Source organism: Actinoalloteichus caeruleus DSM 43889 (genome assembly GCF_000429185.2).
GTDB classification, from domain to species: Bacteria; Actinomycetota; Actinomycetes; order Mycobacteriales; family Pseudonocardiaceae; genus Actinoalloteichus_B; species Actinoalloteichus_B caeruleus.
This window is the reverse complement of the sequence record NZ_AUBJ02000001.1, coordinates 1,143,871-1,163,623: the sequence shown is the minus strand read 5'-3', so window position 1 is coordinate 1,163,623 and position 19,753 is coordinate 1,143,871. Positions and strand designations below refer to the sequence as shown.

General features: G+C 73.6%; 2 protein-coding genes and 1 pseudogene. All 3 read left to right on the top strand.

The window, feature by feature from the left end:
• Positions 1–34 precede the first annotated feature (34 nt).
• On the top strand, positions 35–4,936 hold the full coding sequence (locus G443_RS04355) for a type I polyketide synthase (RefSeq protein WP_253860124.1): 4,902 nt from the start codon (positions 35–37) through the stop codon (positions 4,934–4,936).
• A 43-nt stretch (positions 4,937–4,979) separates the two neighbouring features.
• The gene (locus tag G443_RS04350) at positions 4,980–14,324 is read left to right on the top strand and encodes a type I polyketide synthase (protein ID WP_372492947.1); all 9,345 of its coding nucleotides are present in this window, start codon (positions 4,980–4,982) and stop codon (positions 14,322–14,324) included.
• Between the two features lie 14 nt (positions 14,325–14,338).
• Positions 14,339–19,750 (top strand): annotated as a pseudogene (locus tag G443_RS24860) (type I polyketide synthase); the annotation flags it as partial.
• Between the last annotated feature and the right edge of the window lie 3 nt (positions 19,751–19,753).

Sequence of the window (19,753 nt, the reverse complement as noted above, 5' to 3'; positions counted from 1 at the left end):
CCAGCGGATGCGAGCGAACGGAAGTGGGAACGCCATGGTTCAGGACGAGAAGCTGCGCTACTTCCTCAGGCGGGCGACCGAGGAGCTCCAGGAGACCCGGGACCGGCAGCGCGCCGCCGAGGAACGGGCGAGGGAGCCGATCGCGATCACCGCGATGAGCTGTCGGTTCCCCGGCGGGGTCAGCACCCCCGAGCAGTTGTGGGAGCTGGTGGTGGCCGGGGTCGACGCCCTGTCCCCGTTCCCCACCGACCGCAACTGGACCCTCGACGGCCTCTTCGTCCGCCGGGAGGAGGAACCGTCGCGGGGATACGCGTTGGAAGGGGGTTTCGTCCACGACATGCCGCTGTTCGACCCGGAGTTCTTCGGGATCTCCCCGCGTGAGGCACTGGCGATGGACCCGCAACAGCGGCTGCTGCTGGAAGCCTCCTGGGAAGCTGTCGAACGGGCCGGGATCGACATGACCACCCTGCGCGGATCACGCACGGGTGTCTTCGTCGGAACCTCCGCCGAGGGGTACGGCTCCAGCATGTACCCGCCGGAGGGGACCGAGATCTACATCGGCACGGGCACCACCCCCAGCGTCACCTCGGGCCGCATCGCCTACACCTTCGGACTGAACGGGCCCGCGATCACGATCGACACGGCGTGCTCCTCGTCGCTCGTCGCGCTGCACCTGGCCTGCCAGTCGCTGCGCAGGGACGAGTGCTCACTCGCACTGGTGGGCGCCGCGACGCTGATGTCGAGTCCCGGAGCGTTCACCGAGTTCAGCAGGCAGGGCGGCCTGTCCAGCAGCGGCCGCTGCAAGGCGTTCTCCTCGGACGCCGACGGAACCGGCTGGGGCGAGGGACTTGGTGTCCTGCTCGTCGAACGGCTGTCCGACGCGCGGCGCAACGGCCACCCCGTGCTGGCGGTGATCCGGGGCTCGGCGATCAACCAGGACGGCGCGTCCAACGGGCTCACCGCCCCCAACGGGCCCGCGCAGCAGCAGGTCATCCGGGACGCCCTGGCCAACGCCCGGCTGTCCCCCACCCAGGTCGACCTCGTCGAGGCACACGGCACGGGCACCGTCCTGGGCGACCCGATCGAGGCCCAGGCGCTCATGGCCGCCTACGGGCAGGGACGTGAGCGGCCGCTGTGGCTGGGCTCGGTGAAGTCGAACATCGGCCACACCCAGTCCGCGGCGGGAATGGCCGGGCTGATCAAACTCGTGATGGCGATCCGGCACGCCACGCTCCCACCGACGCTGCACGTGGAGAACCCCTCCGAGTACGTGGACTGGAACTCGGGAGCGATGGCCCTGGTCACGCGACCAGCACCGTGGCCGGAGACCGGTCGTCCCCGCCGGGGCGGGGTGTCCTCGTTCGGGGTGAGCGGCACCAACGCGCACGTTCTGGTCGAACAGGCCCCGGAGGACGAGCCCCACGCCGAAGGGGCGGAGACGCGGCCGGTCGCCCTGTCCTGCCCGCTGGTGCCCGTACCGGTGTCGGGCGCCTCGGCCGAGGCACTGCGAGCGCAGAGCGCACGCCTGCGCGCGCACGTGTCGGCACACCCTGACGTCAGGCTCGTCGACCTCGCGCACTCCCTCGCCCACCGGACGTCCTTCAGCGACCGGGCCGTGCTCCTCGCGGACGGCGTCCCCCGGCTGGACGAACTGCTCGGCACCCTCACGAGCGGGCAGGACTCCGCGGACATCGTGTCGGGTGTGGCGGGTTCGCCGGTCCGGCCGGTGTTCGTGTTCCCCGGGCAGGGCGCCCAGTGGGTCGGGATGGGCCGGGGACTGCTCACCAGCTCCCCGGTGTTCGCCGACTCGATGAACCGGTGCGCCGAGGCACTGGCGCCCTTCACCGACTTCGACCTGTTCGAGGTCCTCGACGACGAGGACGCCCTGGCCCGGGTCGAGGTCGTGCAACCGGTGCTGTGGGCGGTGATGGTGTCGCTGGCCGAGGTGTGGCGGGCGGTCGGTGTGCACCCGGTCGCGGTGATCGGGCACTCCCAGGGTGAGATCGCCGCGGCGGTCGTGGCCGGGGCGTTGTCGCTGTCGGACGGGGCCCGGGTGGTGGCGTTGCGCAGCAGGGCGTTGCGGGCGTTGGCCGGTGCCGGGGGCATGGTCTCGGTGCCGTTGCCGGTGGAGGAGGTCGCTTCCCGGTTGGGGCCGGGACTGTCGGTGGCGGCGGTCAACGGGCCGGAGTCGGTGGTGGTCTCGGGGGCGGCCGAGGCGGTGGAGGAGTGGTTGGCCCGCTGTGAGCGTGAGGGGGTGCGGGCGCGTCGGGTGGCGGTGGACTACGCCTCGCATTCGGCGCAGGTGGACCAGTTGGAGTCGGAGTTGGTGGAGGTGTTGGCCGGGGTGCGGCCGGAGTCCTCGCGGGTGCCGTTCTACTCGACGGTGACGGGGGGTGTGTTCGACACGGTGGGGTTGGATGGCCGGTACTGGTTCCGGAACCTGCGTTCCACGGTGGAGTTCTCGGCGGCGGTGCGGGCGTCGGTGGTGGATGGGCATGGGGTGTTCGTGGAGGTCAGTCCGCATCCGGTGTTGGCGATGGGTGTGCAGGAGCACGACGGGGTTGTCGTGGTGGAGACGGTGCGGCGGGGGGAGGAGGAGGCGTCCCGGTTCCTCCGGTCGGTGGCTCGGGCGCATGTGTGCGGGGTGCGGGTGGACTGGTCGGCGGTGTTCTCCGGGGGTGGCAGGACCGACCTGCCCACCTACGCCTTCCAGCGGCGCAGGTTCTGGATCACCGACGAGACCCCGGCCGTGGTCCCGGCGGTCGCCCCGACCGAACAGGCCGAGGCGGACACCCGTTTCTGGGCGGCCGTCGACGAGGGAGACCCCGGCGCGCTCGCCGGCGTCCTGGGCGCCGACGAGGACAACGCCGAGGCACTCGCCAGGGTGCTGCCCCTGCTCGCGTCCTGGCGCGGCCGTGCCCACCAGCAGTCCGCCGTGGACGAACTCCGCTACGAGGTCACCTGGCGGGCGAGCACCGCACCCGCCGCCGCGCCCCTGGGCGGCACGTGGCTGCTGGTCATCCCCGACACGGTGTCGGAGCACGCCGTGGTCACCGGCTGCGCGGCCGCGCTCACCGGCGCCGGGGCCCGCGTGGTCCCGCTCGTCGTCGGTGACGGGGACCTGGAACGTGAACGCCTGGCCGACCGCATCGACGCGGCGCGGACCGCGGGCGACGGCGCGGCTCCCGAGGAATTCGCCGGCGTCCTGTCACTGCTCGCCCTCCACGACGCACCACACCCGGAACACCCCGCGGTCCCCCGGGGCTTCGCCGGCACCGTCGCACTGCTGGGCGCGCTCGGGCCGGCCGGGGTCGACGCACCACTGTGGTGCGTCACACGCGGGGCCGTCTCGGTCGGGGACACCGAACTCCTCACCAACCCGGCCCAGGCCACCACCTGGGGCCTTGGCCGCGTGGCTGCCCTGGAACACCCCGACCGATGGGGCGGCCTCATCGACCTCCCCCAGGCCCTCGACGACCGGACGACCACCCTGCTCGCGGTGGCGCTGAGCGGAGCTGGTGACGAGGACCAGCTCGCCGTCCGCCAGTCCGGCGTGTTCGTCCGCCGGCTCGTCAGGCGTCCGCTCGGAACGGCCCCCGGGCGCCGCGAGTGGCGCCCGGCCGGCACCGTGCTCGTCACCGGCGGCACCGGAGCCCTGGGCGGGCAGGTCGCGCGCTGGCTGGCCCGCGCCGGCGCACCGCACATCCTGCTGGCGAGCAGGCGGGGCCCCGACGCTCCCGGGGCCGACGGGCTCCGCGCCGAACTCCATGAACTCGGTGCCGAGGCCACCATCGCCGCCTGCGACGTCGGCGACCGGGACGCGCTCGCCGCGCTGCTCGCCGAGATCCCCGAGGACCAGCCGCTGACCGCCGTCGTGCACACGGCCGCCGCTCTCGACGACGGCCTGATCGACTCCCTCGACCCGGCCCAGCTCGGCCGAGCGCTCCACGCCAAGGCCACCGCCGCCTGGAACCTGCACGAGCTGACCAGGGACGTCGACCTCGACGCGTTCGTGCTGTTCTCGTCCTTCGGTGGCATCGTCGGTACCCCGGGGCAGGGCAACTACGCCCCCGGCAACGCCTACCTCGACGCGCTCGCGCTGCACCGACGCGCGCACGGGCTCCCGGCCACCGCCATCGCCTGGGGCGCCTGGGGCGGGGGAGGCCTCGCCGACGGACCGTTCGGGGAGACCCTCAACCGGCATGGGCTCCGGGCGATGGAACCGGAGCTGGCGACCGCCGCCCTCCACCAGGCCGTCGAACACGACGAAACCTGCGTGCTGGTCGCCGACATCGACTGGGAGCGGTTCTTCGTCGCGTTCACCGCGACGCGGAACAGCCCGTTGCTCGGTGACCTCCCGGACGTGCGGCGGATCGCCCTCGCCGGCGTCGGACCGGCCGGTCCGGGCGGGCGGGAACCCGTCGAGCTCGCGCAGACCCTCGCGGGGTTGTCCGAGACCGAGCAACACTCGCTGCTGCTGGAGGTGGTGCGCGAACAGGTCGCCGCCGTGCTCGGGTTCACCGGACCGGAAGCGGTCGTGGTGAAACGGGCGTTCCAGGAGATGGGGCTTGACTCGGTCACCGCGGTGGAACTCCGCAACCGCCTCGGTGGCAGGACCGGCCTGAAACTGCCGGTGACCATGGCCTTCGACTACCCGCACGCCGAACGGCTCGCCGAGTTCCTCCGCGAGCGGATCACCCGCGACGGCGACGCCGCCACCGCTGCCGCGCTGGAGGGCCTTGACCGGATCGAGGCCGCGATGGTCTCGGCGGCTCCCGAGGGACCCGGCCGGGCCCGGGTGGTGCACCGGATGCGGGCGCTGATCGCGGCGCTGTCCGAAGAGCACGACGAGACCGACCAGGTCAGCGAGCGGATCGAGTCCGCCTCCGACGAGGAGATGTTCCAGCTCCTCGGCAGGAAGTTCGGCATCTCCTGACCAGCCGACCACGTGACACCAAGACCCGTGACGAGATAGGGCGTTGAACATGTCGAACGAGGACAAGCTCCGGTACTTCCTCAAGAAGGTCAGTACCGAGCTCGACGCGGCGCAGGGGCGGGTCCGAGAGCTGGAGGCACGGGACCACGAGCCGATCGCCGTGGTCGGCGTCGGCTGCCGGTTCCCCGGTGGCGTGCGATCGGCCGACGAGCTGTGGGGGCTGGTCGACACGGGTACCGACGCGATCGCCGCGTTCCCGTCCGACCGGGGGTGGGACCTCGACCGGATCTTCGGGCCGGGGCTCGCCGAGGGAAGCTACCGGGCCGAGGGGGGGTTCCTGCACGACGCGGCCGACTTCGACGCCGAGTTCTTCGGGATCTCCCCCCGCGAGGCCCTCGCCACCGACCCGCAGCAGAGGTTGCTGCTGGAGACAGCCTGGGAGACGTTCGAACACGCCGGCATCGACCCCGACTCCCTGCGCGGCAGCAGGACCGGTGTGTTCGTCGGCACCAACGGACAGGATTACCCGGCGTTGTTGATGGGCTCCGACGCCGGGCTCGAAGGCTACTTCGGCACCGGTGGCGCCGCGGCGGTCGTGTCCGGCCGCATCGCCTACACCTTCGGGCTCGAGGGCCCGACGTTGACCGTGGACACGGCCTGCTCGTCGTCGCTCGTGGCACTGCACCTCGCGGCACGGGCGCTCCGACGCGGCGACTGCGCGCTGGCACTCGCCGGCGGTGTGACCGTGATGGCGACACCGGGCATGTTCGCCGGGTTCAGCCAACAGCAGGGGCTGTTGGCCTCGGACGGGCGCTGCAAGTCCTTCGCCGCCTCCGCCGACGGCACCGGGTTCTCCGAAGGCGTCGGACTGGTGATGGTCGAACGGCTCTCGGACGCCCTGCGCAACGGCCACCAGGTGCTCGCCCTCGTCCGAGGGTCGGCCATCAACTCCGACGGCGCCTCCAACGGGCTCACCGCGCCGAACGGGCCCGCCCAGCAGCGGGTGATCTGGCAGGCACTCGCGGATGCCGGCCTGTCCCTGTCCGACGTGGACGCCGTGGAGGCGCACGGCACCGGCACCGTGCTCGGGGACCCGATCGAGGCGCAGGCACTGCTCGCCACGTACGGCCAGGACCGGGACCCCGACCAGCCGCTGCTGCTCGGCTCGATCAAGTCGAACATCGGGCACACGCAGGCCGCGTCCGGGATCGCCGGTGTGATCAAGATGGTCATGGCCCTGCGGCACGGTGTGCTGCCACGAACGCTCCACGTCGAGGAGCCCACCGCGAAGGTCGAGTGGGACAGCGGCGCGGTGTCACTGCTGACCGAACGCCTCGACTGGCCCGAGCGCGGCCACCCGCGCCGGGCCGGGGTGTCCTCGTTCGGCATCAGCGGCACCAACGCGCACGTGGTGCTGGAACAGGCTCCCGAGCGGCCCGCCCCCGTCGGCACGAGGACACCCGCCGTGTCGGGCACCGCCGTGGCGTGGGTGGTGTCGGCCAGGTCCGAACGGGCCCTGCGCCACCAGGCCGGCCGACTGCGGTCCTTCCTGGACCGGCACCCCGCGCTCGACCCGGTCGACGTGGGACGCTCCCTCAGCACCACCCGCGCCGTGCTGGAACACCGTGCCGCCGTGGTCGCCGCCGACCGCGCCGAGTTGCTGGCCGGCCTGTCGGCGCTCTCCGAGGGCGGCGTGGCACCGAGCCTCGTGTCGGGTGTGGCGGGTTCGCCGGTCCGGCCGGTGTTCGTGTTCCCCGGGCAGGGCGCCCAGTGGGTCGGGATGGGCCGGGGACTGCTCACCAGCTCCCCGGTGTTCGCCGACTCGATGAACCGGTGCGCCGAGGCACTGGCGCCCTTCACCGACTTCGACCTGTTCGAGGTCCTCGGCGACGAGGACGCCCTGGCCCGGGTCGAGGTCGTGCAACCGGTGCTGTGGGCGGTGATGGTGTCGCTGGCCGAGGTGTGGCGGGCGGTCGGTGTGCACCCGGTCGCGGTGATCGGGCACTCCCAGGGTGAGATCGCCGCGGCGGTCGTGGCCGGGGCGTTGTCGCTGTCGGACGGGGCCCGGGTGGTGGCGTTGCGCAGCAGGGCGTTGCGGGCGTTGGCCGGTGCCGGGGGCATGGTCTCGGTGCCGTTGCCGGTGGAGGAGGTCGCTTCCCGGTTGGGGCCGGGACTGTCGGTGGCGGCGGTCAACGGGCCGGAGTCGGTGGTGGTCTCGGGGGCGGCCGAGGCGGTGGAGGAGTGGTTGGCCCGCTGTGAGCGTGAGGGGGTGCGGGCGCGTCGGGTGGCGGTGGACTACGCCTCGCATTCGGCGCAGGTGGACCAGTTGGAGTCGGAGTTGGTGGAGGTGTTGGCCGGGGTGCGGCCGGAGTCCTCGCGGGTGCCGTTCTACTCGACGGTGACGGGGGGTGTGTTCGACACGGTGGGGTTGGATGGCCGGTACTGGTTCCGGAACCTGCGTTCCACGGTGGAGTTCTCGGCGGCGGTGCGGGCGTCGGTGGTGGATGGGCATGGGGTGTTCGTGGAGGTCAGTCCGCATCCGGTGTTGGCGATGGGTGTGCAGGAGCACGACGGGGTTGTCGTGGTGGAGACGGTGCGGCGGGGGGAGGAGGAGGCGTCCCGGTTCCTCCGGTCGGTGGCTCGGGCGCATGTGTGCGGGGTGCGGGTGGACTGGTCGGCGGTGTTCTCCGGGGGTGGCAGGACCGACCTGCCCACCTACGCCTTCCAGCGGCGCAGGTTCTGGCCCGACACCCCGGCATTGACCGGGCCCACCGCCCCGGAGGACACCGAGTTCTGGGAGGCCGTCGATCGTGCCGACAGCGCCGCCCTGGTCGGTGCCCTGGATCTCGAGGCCGGGACCGAGGCGGCGCTGGACGCGGTACTACCCGCCTTGGCCGCCTGGCGACGGGGCCGCCGCCAGCGGTCGGTGGTGGATTCCTGGCGGTACCGGGTGACGTGGAAGCCGGTGGTGCCCACGAGCGGAGGTCGGGTTGGCGGGCCACTGCTGGTCGTCGTGCCCGCCGGTAGGACACGGGACCCGGTGGTGGTGGCGACGCTGGCCGCGGTGCCGGACGCGGTGACCTTGGCGGTCGAGGAGGAGGGCACGGACCGGGCCGCGTTGGCGGCGGCGGTCGCCGAGCGCGTCGGGGCGGACGACGTGGCCGGGGTGGTGTCGCTGTTGGCCTTGGAGGAGGCGCCGGCCTCGGCGGGATCCGGCGTGTCGGTGGGGTTGGTCGGCACCGTGGCGTTGGCGCAGGCCCTGGGGGACGCGGGCGTGGTCGCGCCGTTGTGGGTGGTCACGGCTGGCGCGGTGGCCGTGGGCGGTTCCGAGGGGGCGGCGGTCAGCCCGGCGCAGGCGGCGGTGTGGGGGTTGGGCCGGGTGGTGGGCCTCGAACATCCCGAACGATGGGGTGGCCTCATCGACCTGCCCACCGCACCCGACGACCGCGCGGTCTCCCAGCTGCGGTCGCTGCTCGCCGGCGGCGGAACCGACGACGAGTTCGCTGTCCGCCCGGCCGGTGCCCTCACCCGCCGTCTCGTGCGCGGTGCCGGCGGGAACCGGCACCGGACCTGGAGGCCCACCGGAACCGTGCTGGTCACGGGCGGCACGGGAGCGCTCGGCGGTCACGTAGCACGCTGGCTCGCCGAGAGCGGGGCGGACCACCTGGTCCTGCTCAGCCGCAGCGGCCCGAACGCGGCCGGCGCCGAGGACCTCGCCGAGGAACTGGCCGAGCGGGGGACCACCGTCACCTTCGCCGCCTGCGACGCGGCCGACAGGGCCGCCCTGGACGAGGTACTCGCCGACATCCCCCGGGACCACCCGCTCACCGCGGTGGTGCACACCGCCGGAGTGCTCGCCGACGGCGTGCTCGACGCGATGGAACCAGCGAGGCTCGCGGACGTGTTCCGACCGAAGGTCGACGCGGCCGTCGCGCTCCACGAGGCGACCCGGCACCTCGACCTGGCCGCCTTCGTGCTCTTCTCCTCGCTCGCGGGCACCCTGGGCAACGCCGGCCAGGGCAACTACGCGGCCGCGAACGCGGCGCTCGACGCGCTCGCCACCCGACGACACGCCCAAGGCCTGCCCGCCACCTCGATCGCCTGGGGCATGTGGGACGGCGCCGGACTCGCCAGCACCCCGGAGGTCACCGCCCGCATGCGTCGTGGCGGCACGATCGCCATGCCCCCGGACCTCGCCGTCGCCGCGATGCACGCGGCCGTCGAGGAGAGCGGCGCGAACCTCGTCCTCGCCGACCTCGACTGGTCAAGGTTCGGCCCTGGCCTCCTGCTCTCCGGGCGTGGTGGTGCCATCGCGGACCTGCCGGAGGTCCGGGCCCTCGCCGAGAACGAACCCGGAGCTGGGCCGCTCGCGACTTCGGCCGACACCGTGGCCGGCGCGTCCCCGGCCGAGCGGGAGAAGCTCCTGCTGGACCTCGTCAGGACGACCGCGGCCGCCGTGCTCGGGCACCAGTCGGCCGAGCGGGTACCCACCGGTCGCGCCTTCCGCGACCTCGGCTTCGACTCGCTCACCGCGGTGGAGCTGCGCAACCTCCTCGGCGCGAGCACCGGGCTGCGCCTGCCCGCCACCCTGGTCTTCGACTACCCGACACCCGAGGAACTGGCCCGCCACCTGGGGCGGGAGCTCGGTGGCGGCGCCGTCACACCCGAAGCGGCCCCCGTCGCGTCCGCCACCGACGAACCCCTCGCCATCGTCGGCATGAGCTGCCGCTTCCCGGGTGGGGTCCGATCACCCCGGCAGTTCTGGGACCTGCTGATGGCCGGTACCGACGCCATCACCGGCCTGCCCACCGACCGGGGGTGGGACATCGACGCGATCTTCGCCGACGTGCCCCCCGAGGTGCGGGTCAGCGCCGGCGGGTTCCTCGACGACGTGGGGAACTTCGACCCGGGCTTCTTCGGGATCTCCCCCCGCGAGGCCCTCGCGATGGACCCGCAGCAGCGCCTGCTGCTGGAGACATCCTGGGAGGCGTTCGAGAACGCCGGGATCGACCCCGCTTCGACGCGCGGGAGCAGCACCGGCGTCTTCGTCGGCACCAACGGACAGGACTACCTGGGCCTGATGATGGGCTCCGCGCCGCACCTCCAGGGCTACGTGGCCACCGGGAGCGGTGCGAGCGTGCTCTCCGGACGGCTGTCCTACACCTTCGGGTTCGAGGGGCCGGCCGTCACCGTCGACACCGCCTGCTCCTCCTCGCTGGTAGCCCTGCACCTCGCCGGCCAGGCCCTGCGCCAGGGCGAGTGCGCGATGGCGCTCGCCGCCGGCGTGACCGTCATGTCCACGCCAGGGGTGTTCGTCGGGTTCAGCCAGCAGGGGGTGCAGGCCTCGGACGGCCGCTGCAAGGCGTTCTCCGACTCCGCCGACGGCACCGGCTGGGCCGAGGGCATCGGCGTGCTGGTACTCGAACGTCTCTCCGACGCGCGGCGCAACGGGCACGAGGTCCTCGCCGTCGTGCGGGGCTCCGCCGTCAACTCCGACGGCGCCTCCAACGGCCTCACGGCCCCCAACGGCCCGTCGCAGCAGCGGGTGATCCGGCAGGCACTCGCCAACGCCGGCCTGACCGCCCCTGAGGTCGACGCCGTGGAGGCGCACGGCACCGGAACGGCGTTGGGCGACCCCATCGAGGCGCAGGCGTTGCTGGCGACCTACGGGCGCGACCGGGACCGGCCGCTGTGGTTGGGATCGGTGAAGTCGAACATCGGCCACACCCAGGCCGCGGCGGGGATCGCCGGGGTGATGAAGATGGTGCTCGCCCTGCGCCACGGTGCGCTGCCCCGGACACTGCACGCCGAGGTGCCCTCCTCCAAGGTGGACTGGACGACGGGCGCGGTGGCGCTGCTGGCGGAGGCGACACCCTGGCCCGAGACCGGCCAGCCCCGCCGGGCGGGGGTGTCCTCGTTCGGGATCAGCGGCACCAACGCCCACCTCATCCTCGAGGGGGTGCCAACCGAGGACCGGGACCACCCCACCGGCCCTCCACGCCCCACCCCGTGGGTGCTCTCGGCACGCGGTGACGCCGCCCTCCACCGGCAGGTGGAGCGGCTGCGCGCGCACCACCACGCTGAGACGCCCACCCCGCTCGACGTCGGGCACACGCTCGCCGGGCGAACGGCGTTCGAGCACCGCGCCGTCGTCCTCGACCCGACCCGCCCCATCGACCTCCACTCGACGGGAACGATCAGGGGGGTCACCGGCGACCGGGCGACGGCCTTCCTGTTCTCCGGCCAGGGATCGCAGCGCCCGGGCATGGGTCGAGACCTGTACGACACCTTCCCGGCCTTCGCCGAGGCCTTCGACCTCGTGTGCGCCGAAGTCGACCAGTGGCTGCCCGGTCCCCTCCGGGAGGTGGTGCTCGGCGAGGGCGACCTGCTCGACCGCACCGACTACACCCAGGCGGGCCTGTTCGCGCTGGAAGTGGCGCTCTACCGCCTCCTTGAGTCCTGGGGGGTCACCCCGGACTTCCTGGCCGGTCACTCCGTCGGCGAACTCGCAGCCGCGCACGTCGCCGGTGTGCTGACGCTGCCGGACGCGGCCCGGCTGGTCGGCGCGCGGGGAACCCTGATGGCGGCCCTGCCCCCCGGGGGCGCGATGGTCTCGGTGCGGGCACCCGAGGAGGAGGTGACGCCCAGGTTGGGAGGGCGGGTCACGCTCGCCGCCGTGAACGGCCCACGGTCGGTCGTGATCTCCGGTGACGAAGCCGAGGTCCTGCGCCTGGCGGAGGCATTCGCCGCCGAGGGACTGCGGACGAAGCGGTTGTCCGTCGACCGCGCGTTCCACTCGCCTCTCGTGGACCCGATGCTCGACGAGTTCCGTGCCGTGATCGCGGGACTGTCGTTCCTACCACCGACCATCCCGATCGTCTCCACCGTGACCGGCGAGCTCGCCGACGCGCACGAACTCGCCGACCCCGAGTACTGGGTGCGGCAGGTCCGGCGGCCGGTGCGGTTCGCCGACGCCGTCACCACCCTGCAGTCCCGCGGCGCCGAGGTGTTCCTGGGACTCGGCCCGGACGGCGCGCTCACCGCACTCGCCAGCGACTGCGTCACGAACCAGGGGGCCACCTTCGTCCCGGTGTCGCGCAGGGAACGAGCTGAACCGGAAACCCTCGTGGCGGCCCTGGCGGAACTGTGGGTGCGGGGCACGACCGTCGACTGGCCCGCGTACTACGCCGGAGCGGGCGGGACCCGTGTCGAACTGCCGCCCTACCCGTTCGAACCCGAGCTGTACTGGCCGGAGACGAGCAGTGCGCCCGTCAACCGGCAGGCGGCCGAGCCGGCGGAGGACGCGGCGTTCTGGGACGCCCTCGAGCGGGCCGACCTGTCCGACATCCCAGGGCTCGACGAGGACCAGCCACTCAGGGCCGCGCTCCCGTCGCTCTCCGCCTGGCGCCGCAGGCGACGCGACCTGTTGAGGGCCGACGACTGGCGGTACCGAGTGGCGTGGCGTCCGTTCACCGAGGACACCACCGCTCTCACCGGCACCTGGCTGGTCGTCGTCCCACCCACCGGAGTGGACACGGGGCTGCTGGCCACGCTCGAGGAGGCGCTGACCGCCAGGGGCGCGGACGCGGTGACCATCGCCGCCGGCGACCTCGACGGCCACCTGACCGCACCGGTCGCCGGGATCGTCTCGTTGCTCGCCCTCGACGAGGAGCCGGACGACGTCCACCCCGTCGTCCCCGCCGGCCTGGCCGCGACCGTGGCGCTGGTGCGCGCCCTCGCCGCTGGCGGCCACACCCCGCCGGTGTGGATGGTGACCACCGGGGCGACGGCGGTCGACCCGAGCGACACCGTGCGACCAACACAGGCACTGAGCTGGGGCCTGGGGATGTCGCTGGCCCTGGAACACCCCGAGCTGTGGGGTGGCCTCGTCGACCTCCCCGCCAGGCCCGACGAGGGCGCCGCCACGCGCCTGGCCAACCTGGTCGGGCAGGGCGAGGACCAGCTGGCCGTGCGCCCCGCCGGAACGCGGGTGCGTCGCCTGGTCCGCGCCCCGGCCGAACCCGGGGGCCCGGACACGTGGCGGCCCGGGGGAACAGCGCTGATCACCGGGGGCGTTGGCGCGCTCGGCGCCCATGTCGCCCGATCGCTCGCCGAGGGAGGCGTCGAACACCTCGTGCTGCTGTCCCGGCGGGGCACGGACACCCCCGGCGCCCCGGAGCTGACCGAGGAACTGACCGCCCTCGGCGCGCGGGTCACCGTCGCCGCGTGCGACGTCGCCGACCGCGAGTCGATCACCGCCCTGGTGACCGGGCTCCGCGCGCGGGGGGAACGGATCACGACCGTGGTGCACGCCGCCGGGGTGGTCGGACAGCGCCCCCTGCTGGCCTGCGACGTCTCCGACATCGCCGGGATCCTCGCCGCGAAGGTCGCGGGGGCGCGGCACCTCGACGAACTGTTCACCGACACCCCACCGGACGCCTTCGTGCTGTTCTCCTCCGCCGCCGGGGTGTGGGGCGGCGCCGGGCAGGCCGCCTACGCCGCGGGGAACGCCTTCCTCGACGCGCTCGCCGCTGACCGACGGACCCGCGGGCTGCCGGGCACGTCCGTCGCCTGGGGCGGCTGGGCCGGTGGGGGCATGTCCGAGGGAGCCGCCGAGCAGCTCCTCGCCAGGCGTGGCCTTCCCGCCATGCCCGTCGCACCCGCCGTGGCGGCGCTCGCCCAGGCCGTCGCGCGGAACGAGACGGCCCTGACCGTGGTGGACGTCGACTGGTCCCGGTTCGCCCCCGCGTTCGCCATCGCCAGATCCCGCCCCCTGCTCGCCGAGATCGTCGAGCCCACCACCACCGGCGACGAGCAGCACCCCGAGACGACCAGCGCCGGCGGAGCGGCACTGCGGGACCGGCTGACCGCCGCGGGCACGGCCGAGCGCACCCGAATCCTGCTCGACGTGGTCCGTGCGGAGGCCGCGGTGGTGCTCGGCCACCCGGACGCCGCCGCCGTCGGGGCGGACCGGGCGTTCCGCGAGTTGGGTTTCGACTCGGTCATGGCGGTCGAGTTCCGCGACCGGCTCACCGCGGCGACCGGTCTGAGGCTGGAGGCCACCGTCATCTTCGACGAGCCATCGCCCGAGGAGCTCGCCGCCCGACTGCTGGACGAGCTGTTCGACACCGGCGGACCGGACGACCCGGTCGACCCGGCGGGGGCCCCGGACGACGACGAGGTACGGGCCATCCTGACCTCCCTGCCCGTCCGGCGGATCCGAGAAGCGGGCCTGTTGGACGCGCTGCTGCGGCTGCGCGACGAGCGCGCACCGGAACCGACCGGCGGGGACGACCAGACCGACGCGATCAGGACGATGGACGTGGCCGACCTGGTCCGGATGGCCATGCGGCCCGAGGAGGCCGACCGGCCGGGGGGGAGCGACTGATGTCGGACGGCACCGAGCAGGTGGTCGAGGCACTGCGATCATCGCTCATCGAGAACGACCGCCTGCGCAAGCAGAACCAGCGGCTCCGGTCTGCGTGGACCGAGCCCGTCGCCGTGGTCGGGATGAGTTGCCGGTACCCCGGGGGAGCCCAGTCCCCGGAGGACCTGTGGCGGCTGGTCCTGGACGGCACCGACGCGATCACCCCCTACCCGGCCGGCCGGGGCTGGGAGACGTGGTTCGGCGGCCAGGACGTACCCCCGCACGGGGGTTTCCTGCACGACGCCGACCTCTTCGATCCTTCCGTCTTCGGGATCTCGCCACGCGAGGCGGTGGTGATGGACCCCCAACAGCGCCTGTTGCTGGAGGCGTCCTGGGAGGTGTTCGAACGCGCCGGGATCGACCCGCGTTCCCAACGGGAGAGCAGGACCGGGGTGTACGTGGGCGCGTCGCCCTCCGGCTACAGCGCGGCCACGGTCGGCACCGGTGACAGCGACGGATTCGTCGTCACCGGCACCGCCAACAGCGTCCTCGCCGGGCGGATCTCCTACTGCCTCGGCCTCGTCGGCCCGGCGATGACCATCGACACCGCGTGCTCGTCGTCCCTGGTGGCACTGCACGTCGCCGCCCAGGGCCTGCGTCGCGGCGAGTGCTCCCTCGCCATCGCGGGTGGCGTCACCGTGATGGCCAACCCGGCGGCGTTCGTCGAGTTCGGCAGGCAGGGCGGGCTCGCGGCCGACGGCCGCTGCAAGTCCTTCGCCGAATCCGCCGACGGCACCGGGTGGAGCGAGGGCGTCGGCCTCGTCCTGCTGGAGCGGCTGTCCGAGGCGCGACGCAACGGCCACCAGGTCCTGGCCGTGATCCGCGGCTCCTCGGTGAACTCCGACGGCGCCTCCAACGGTCTGACAGCACCGAACGGTCCATCCCAACGCCGCGTCATCCGGCAGGCGCTCGCGGACGCGGGACTCGCCCCCGCCGAGGTCGACGTCGTCGAGGCCCATGGGACCGGCACCTCGCTCGGCGACCCCATCGAGGCGCGGGCGCTGCTGGCCACCTACGGCGCCGAACGCACCGAACCGCTGTGGCTCGGCTCGATCAAATCGAACATCGGCCACACCCAGGCCGCGGCGGGCGTCGCGGGCGTCATCAAGATGATCCAGGCGCTACGGCACGCCGTGCTCCCGAGGACCCTGCACGTCGACTCCCCATCATCGACCGTCGACTGGTCCACGGGTGCCGTCCGGCTGCTCACCACCCAACGGGACTGGCCGGCGACGAGCCGGCCGAGGAGAGCCGCGGTCTCCGCGTTCGGCATGAGCGGTACCAACGCGCACCTGGTGCTGGAGCAGGCACCCGAGCCGGCTCAGCCGGCCCACCAACCGGACACCGACCCCGTCGTCGCTGGTCCCGCCGTGCCCTGGCTGCTCTCCGGACGGACACCGGCCGCCCTCCGGGCGCAGGCGAACCGGCTGCGTTCCTGGGTCAGCGACCGCCCCGAACTGGCCGTGGAGGACGTCGGGTGGTCGCTCGCCCACACCCGCGCCGCGCTGGAACACCGGGCCGCCGTGGTGGCCGAGGACCGGGAGGCGCTGCTGTCGGGGTTGGCGGCGATCGCGGAGGGCCGGCCCGAACCGGGCGTCGTCGCCGCCGCGGCCGGCGAACGGGGACGACCAGTCTTCGTGTTCCCCGGGCAGGGCGCGCAGTGGTCGGGCATGGCAGCCGGGTTGCTGGCCCGCTCGCCCGCCTTCGCCGACGAGCTGAGGGCCTGCGACCGGGCGCTCGCCCCGTGGGTGGACTGGTCGGTGACCGACGTCATCGGGCAGGTGCCCGGCGCCCCCGAGCTCGATCGGGTCGACGTCGTGCAGCCCGCCCTGTGGGCGGTGATGGTGTCGCTCTCCGGCCTGTGGCGGGCCTGCGGGGTCGAGCCCGCCGCCGTGCTCGGGCACTCGCAGGGCGAGATCGCCGCCGCCTGCGTGGCGGGCGCGCTGTCCCTGTCCGACGGCGCCCAGGTGGTGGCGCTGCGCAGCCGCGCGCTGCTGGCGCTGGCCGGGCAGGGTGGGATGGTGTCGCTGCCCGAAGCGGAACCCCGCGCCAGGGAGCGCATCAGCCCTTGGTCCGATCGCCTCGGGATCGCGGCGGTCAACGGGCCCCGGCACGTCGTCGTCTCCGGGGACAGCGGGGCGGTGGACGAGCTCCTCGCCGCCTGCGAGGCCGAGGGGGTTCGCGCGAAGCGGATCCCGGTCGACTACGCCTCCCACTCGCACCACGTCGAGGGCCTGCGCGCGGAGATCGTGGACTCCCTCAGCGGGATCACGCCCACCTCATCCGCCGTCCCCTTCTACTCCTCGGTCACCGGCGGCCGCATCGACACCGTGGAACTGGATGCGGCTTACTGGTACCGGAGCCTGCGGTCCACCGTCGACTTCGACGGGGGAGCGCGCGCGGCGCTCGTCGACAGGCACCCCCGGTTCGTCGAGGTCAGTCCGCACCCGGTGCTCGCGATGAGCCTGGCGGACATCATCGAGGACGTGGGGAGCACCGCCACCACGCACCCGACCCTCCGCCGGGGGGACGACGACACCGGTCGGTTCACCCAGTCCCTCGCGCACGCGCACGTGCACGGCGCGGACGTGGACTGGAGCGGGATCCTCGCCGGCGCCCGCCGCGTCGACCTGCCCACGTACGCCTTCCGACGCCAGCGGTTCTGGTCCGAACAGGTCGCACTCGAAGCGCCCCCGGCGGCCGAGGAGGATGCCACGGCCGGTACCGCGCTCTGGGCCGCCGTCGAATCGGGCGACCCGGCCGCGGTGACCGAGGAGCTCGACGTGCCCTCCGAGGAGGACGATGCCGTTCGGCGGCTCCTGCCCCACCTCGCCGCCTACCGCGACCGCGACCGCCGCCGCGCCCGCGTCGACCGCTACCGGCACCGGATCGACTGGGCACCCTCGCTCGACGTCCGCCCGGACCAGGTGACCGGCACCTGGCTGGTGGTGTCGCCGGACACCGGCGACCGGGTCCGCGAGGTGCTGCGCGCCCACGGAGCGGCGGTCCGGGCCACCCAGCCGGAACGGGTCGTCGACGAACTCGCCGCATCGGATCACCTCACGGGAGTGGTCCTCGTGGGCGGCGCGGTGCGGGACCTGGTCGAGACGCTGCGGGCCCTGATCGAGTCGGGCACGGAGGTGCCGCTCTGGTGTGTCACGCGCGGTGCGGTCGAGGCCGCGCCCGGCGACCCGGCACCCGGCGGCGAGGCCGCGCTCTGGGGGGTCGGGATCGTCGCGGCCCTGGAACACCCGGACCGGTGGGGTGGGCTGATCGACGTCCCGGTGGCCCCCACCCCGGAATCCGACGCTCGGCTCGTCAGCGTGCTGGCGGAGCCCAACGGCGAGGACCAGCTCGCGGTCCGCGCCCAGGGGGTGTTCGCGCGACGGCTCGTGCCCGCGGCCCTCGGCGCCCGTCGCGCCAGCACCTCATGGCGGACCACCGGCACGGTCCTGGTCACCGGTGACATCGCCACGCGTGGCCCGTCGGTCGCGCGCTGGCTCACCGAGCGGGGTGCCGAACACGTCGTCCTCCTGCGCCGGACCACGGCGACGACCGGGCAGCTGGCGGCGACGGTCGACGTCGGGGCCGGCCCCGTTCCGACGGGCGCCCCGGTGACCGTGCTCGACGTCCCAGCCGACCCCGGGGCGCTCCTCACCCGGCTCCGCGACCAGGGGCACGCGGTGTCCGGGGCCGTTCACCTGACCACCACTTCCGACCCGGGCAGCCCCCTGGCGAACACCAGCGGCGAGGTGGTGGACGCGGCCGTGCGTGAGGAGGTGGACCTGGCGACGGCCCTCGACGTCGTCCTCGACGCACCCGAGACGACCTTCGTGGTCCTCACCTCGACCGCGGCGACCTGGGGGAGCGGTGGTTTCGCCGCGCAGGCCGCTGCCGGAGCCAGCCTCGACGCCCTCATCCGACGCCGCAGGTCCAGGGGACTGGCTGGTACGGCGCTCGCGGGACTGCCGTGGGAGGACGGCGGCGAGCGCTCCACCGCGCTGAGAACCCAGCTGGAACGGCGCGGGCTGCGGATGCCGGCACCGGACGCGGCGCTGGACGCGCTGGGTCACGCCCTGGACAACGACGACACGAGCGTCGCGGTGGCGGACGTGGACTGGGACCGGTTCGCGGCCTCCTTCACCTCCGTGCGGCAGAGCCCGCTGCTCCTCGACCTGGTCGACCCCGCCGACGCCCGGGAGGAACGACCTGCTCGTGGCGACGCGGGGGCCGAACACGCGGAGCTCACGGGGCGGCTCGCTGGTGCCACCCCCGCCGAACGGCACCGGGTGTTGCTCGAGCTGGTCCGCGAGCACGTCGCGGCCGTCCTCGGGCACCCCTCAGCCGACGCGGTCGACCCGGAGCGCGCTTTCCTGGAGCAGGGCTTCGACTCGTTGACCGCGGTCGAGCTGCGCGACGGTCTCCGCGCCGCCGTCGGCACCGCCCTGTCCGCGACGCTGCTGTTCGACCACCCGAGCCCCACCGCCCTCGCACGGCACCTCACGACCCTCGTCACCACCGACGGGGACGCGGAGCCGGTCGCCGAGGCCACCGCGCCGGTCTCGGACGGCATCCTCGGCGCCCTGTTCCAGCACAGCATGACCAGCGGCCGGCCGGACACCTACTCGAAACTGCTGCTGGAACTCGCCACCTATCGGCCGACCTACCGCGATCCGGCCGAACTGGCCGGTCCGCCGAGCATCATGCGCCTCGCGGAAGGGGGGACCCGCCCGAGCCTCGTCTGCTGCTGCACGGTGGCGATGGGATCGGGGTTCCACGAGTACGCCCGCCTCGCGGCCGGCTTCCGGGGTGACCGGGACGTCTACGCCCTGCAACATCCCGGGTTCGCGCCGGGCCAGCTGATGCCCGACACGTTCGACGTGCTGATCCGGACGCACGTCGAGACGGTGCTCGACACCCTCGGGCCGGCACCGTTCGTCCTCGCCGGTCACTCCGCCGGCGCGATGATGGCCAACTCGCTGGCCGCGGCGCTGGCCGAGCGGGGTCGGCCCCCGGTGGCGCTCGTGCTCCTCGACAGCTACCCGGTCGGTAGCCCGGTACTGGCCAAGTGGTTGCCGGAACTGTTCAGCGGCATGGCCGCGCCGGACGGTGCCTACACCCCGATGGACGACCACCGCATCACCGCCTGGGCCGGCTACATCCCCCTGCTCGACGACTGGCAGGCGGCCGACATTCCCGTGCCGACCCTGCTCGCCAGAGCGGACACACCACTCGGCGAGTGGGCCGACGACGGTTCGTGGCGTTCGTCGTGGGAGTTTCCCCACTCCGAGATCGACGTGCCTGGCGACCATTTCAGTATGCTCGGCACGCATGCCCCCCAGGTCGCCTCCGGAATTCGGCACTGGCTTTCCGAGCGGGGCTGGTGAGGG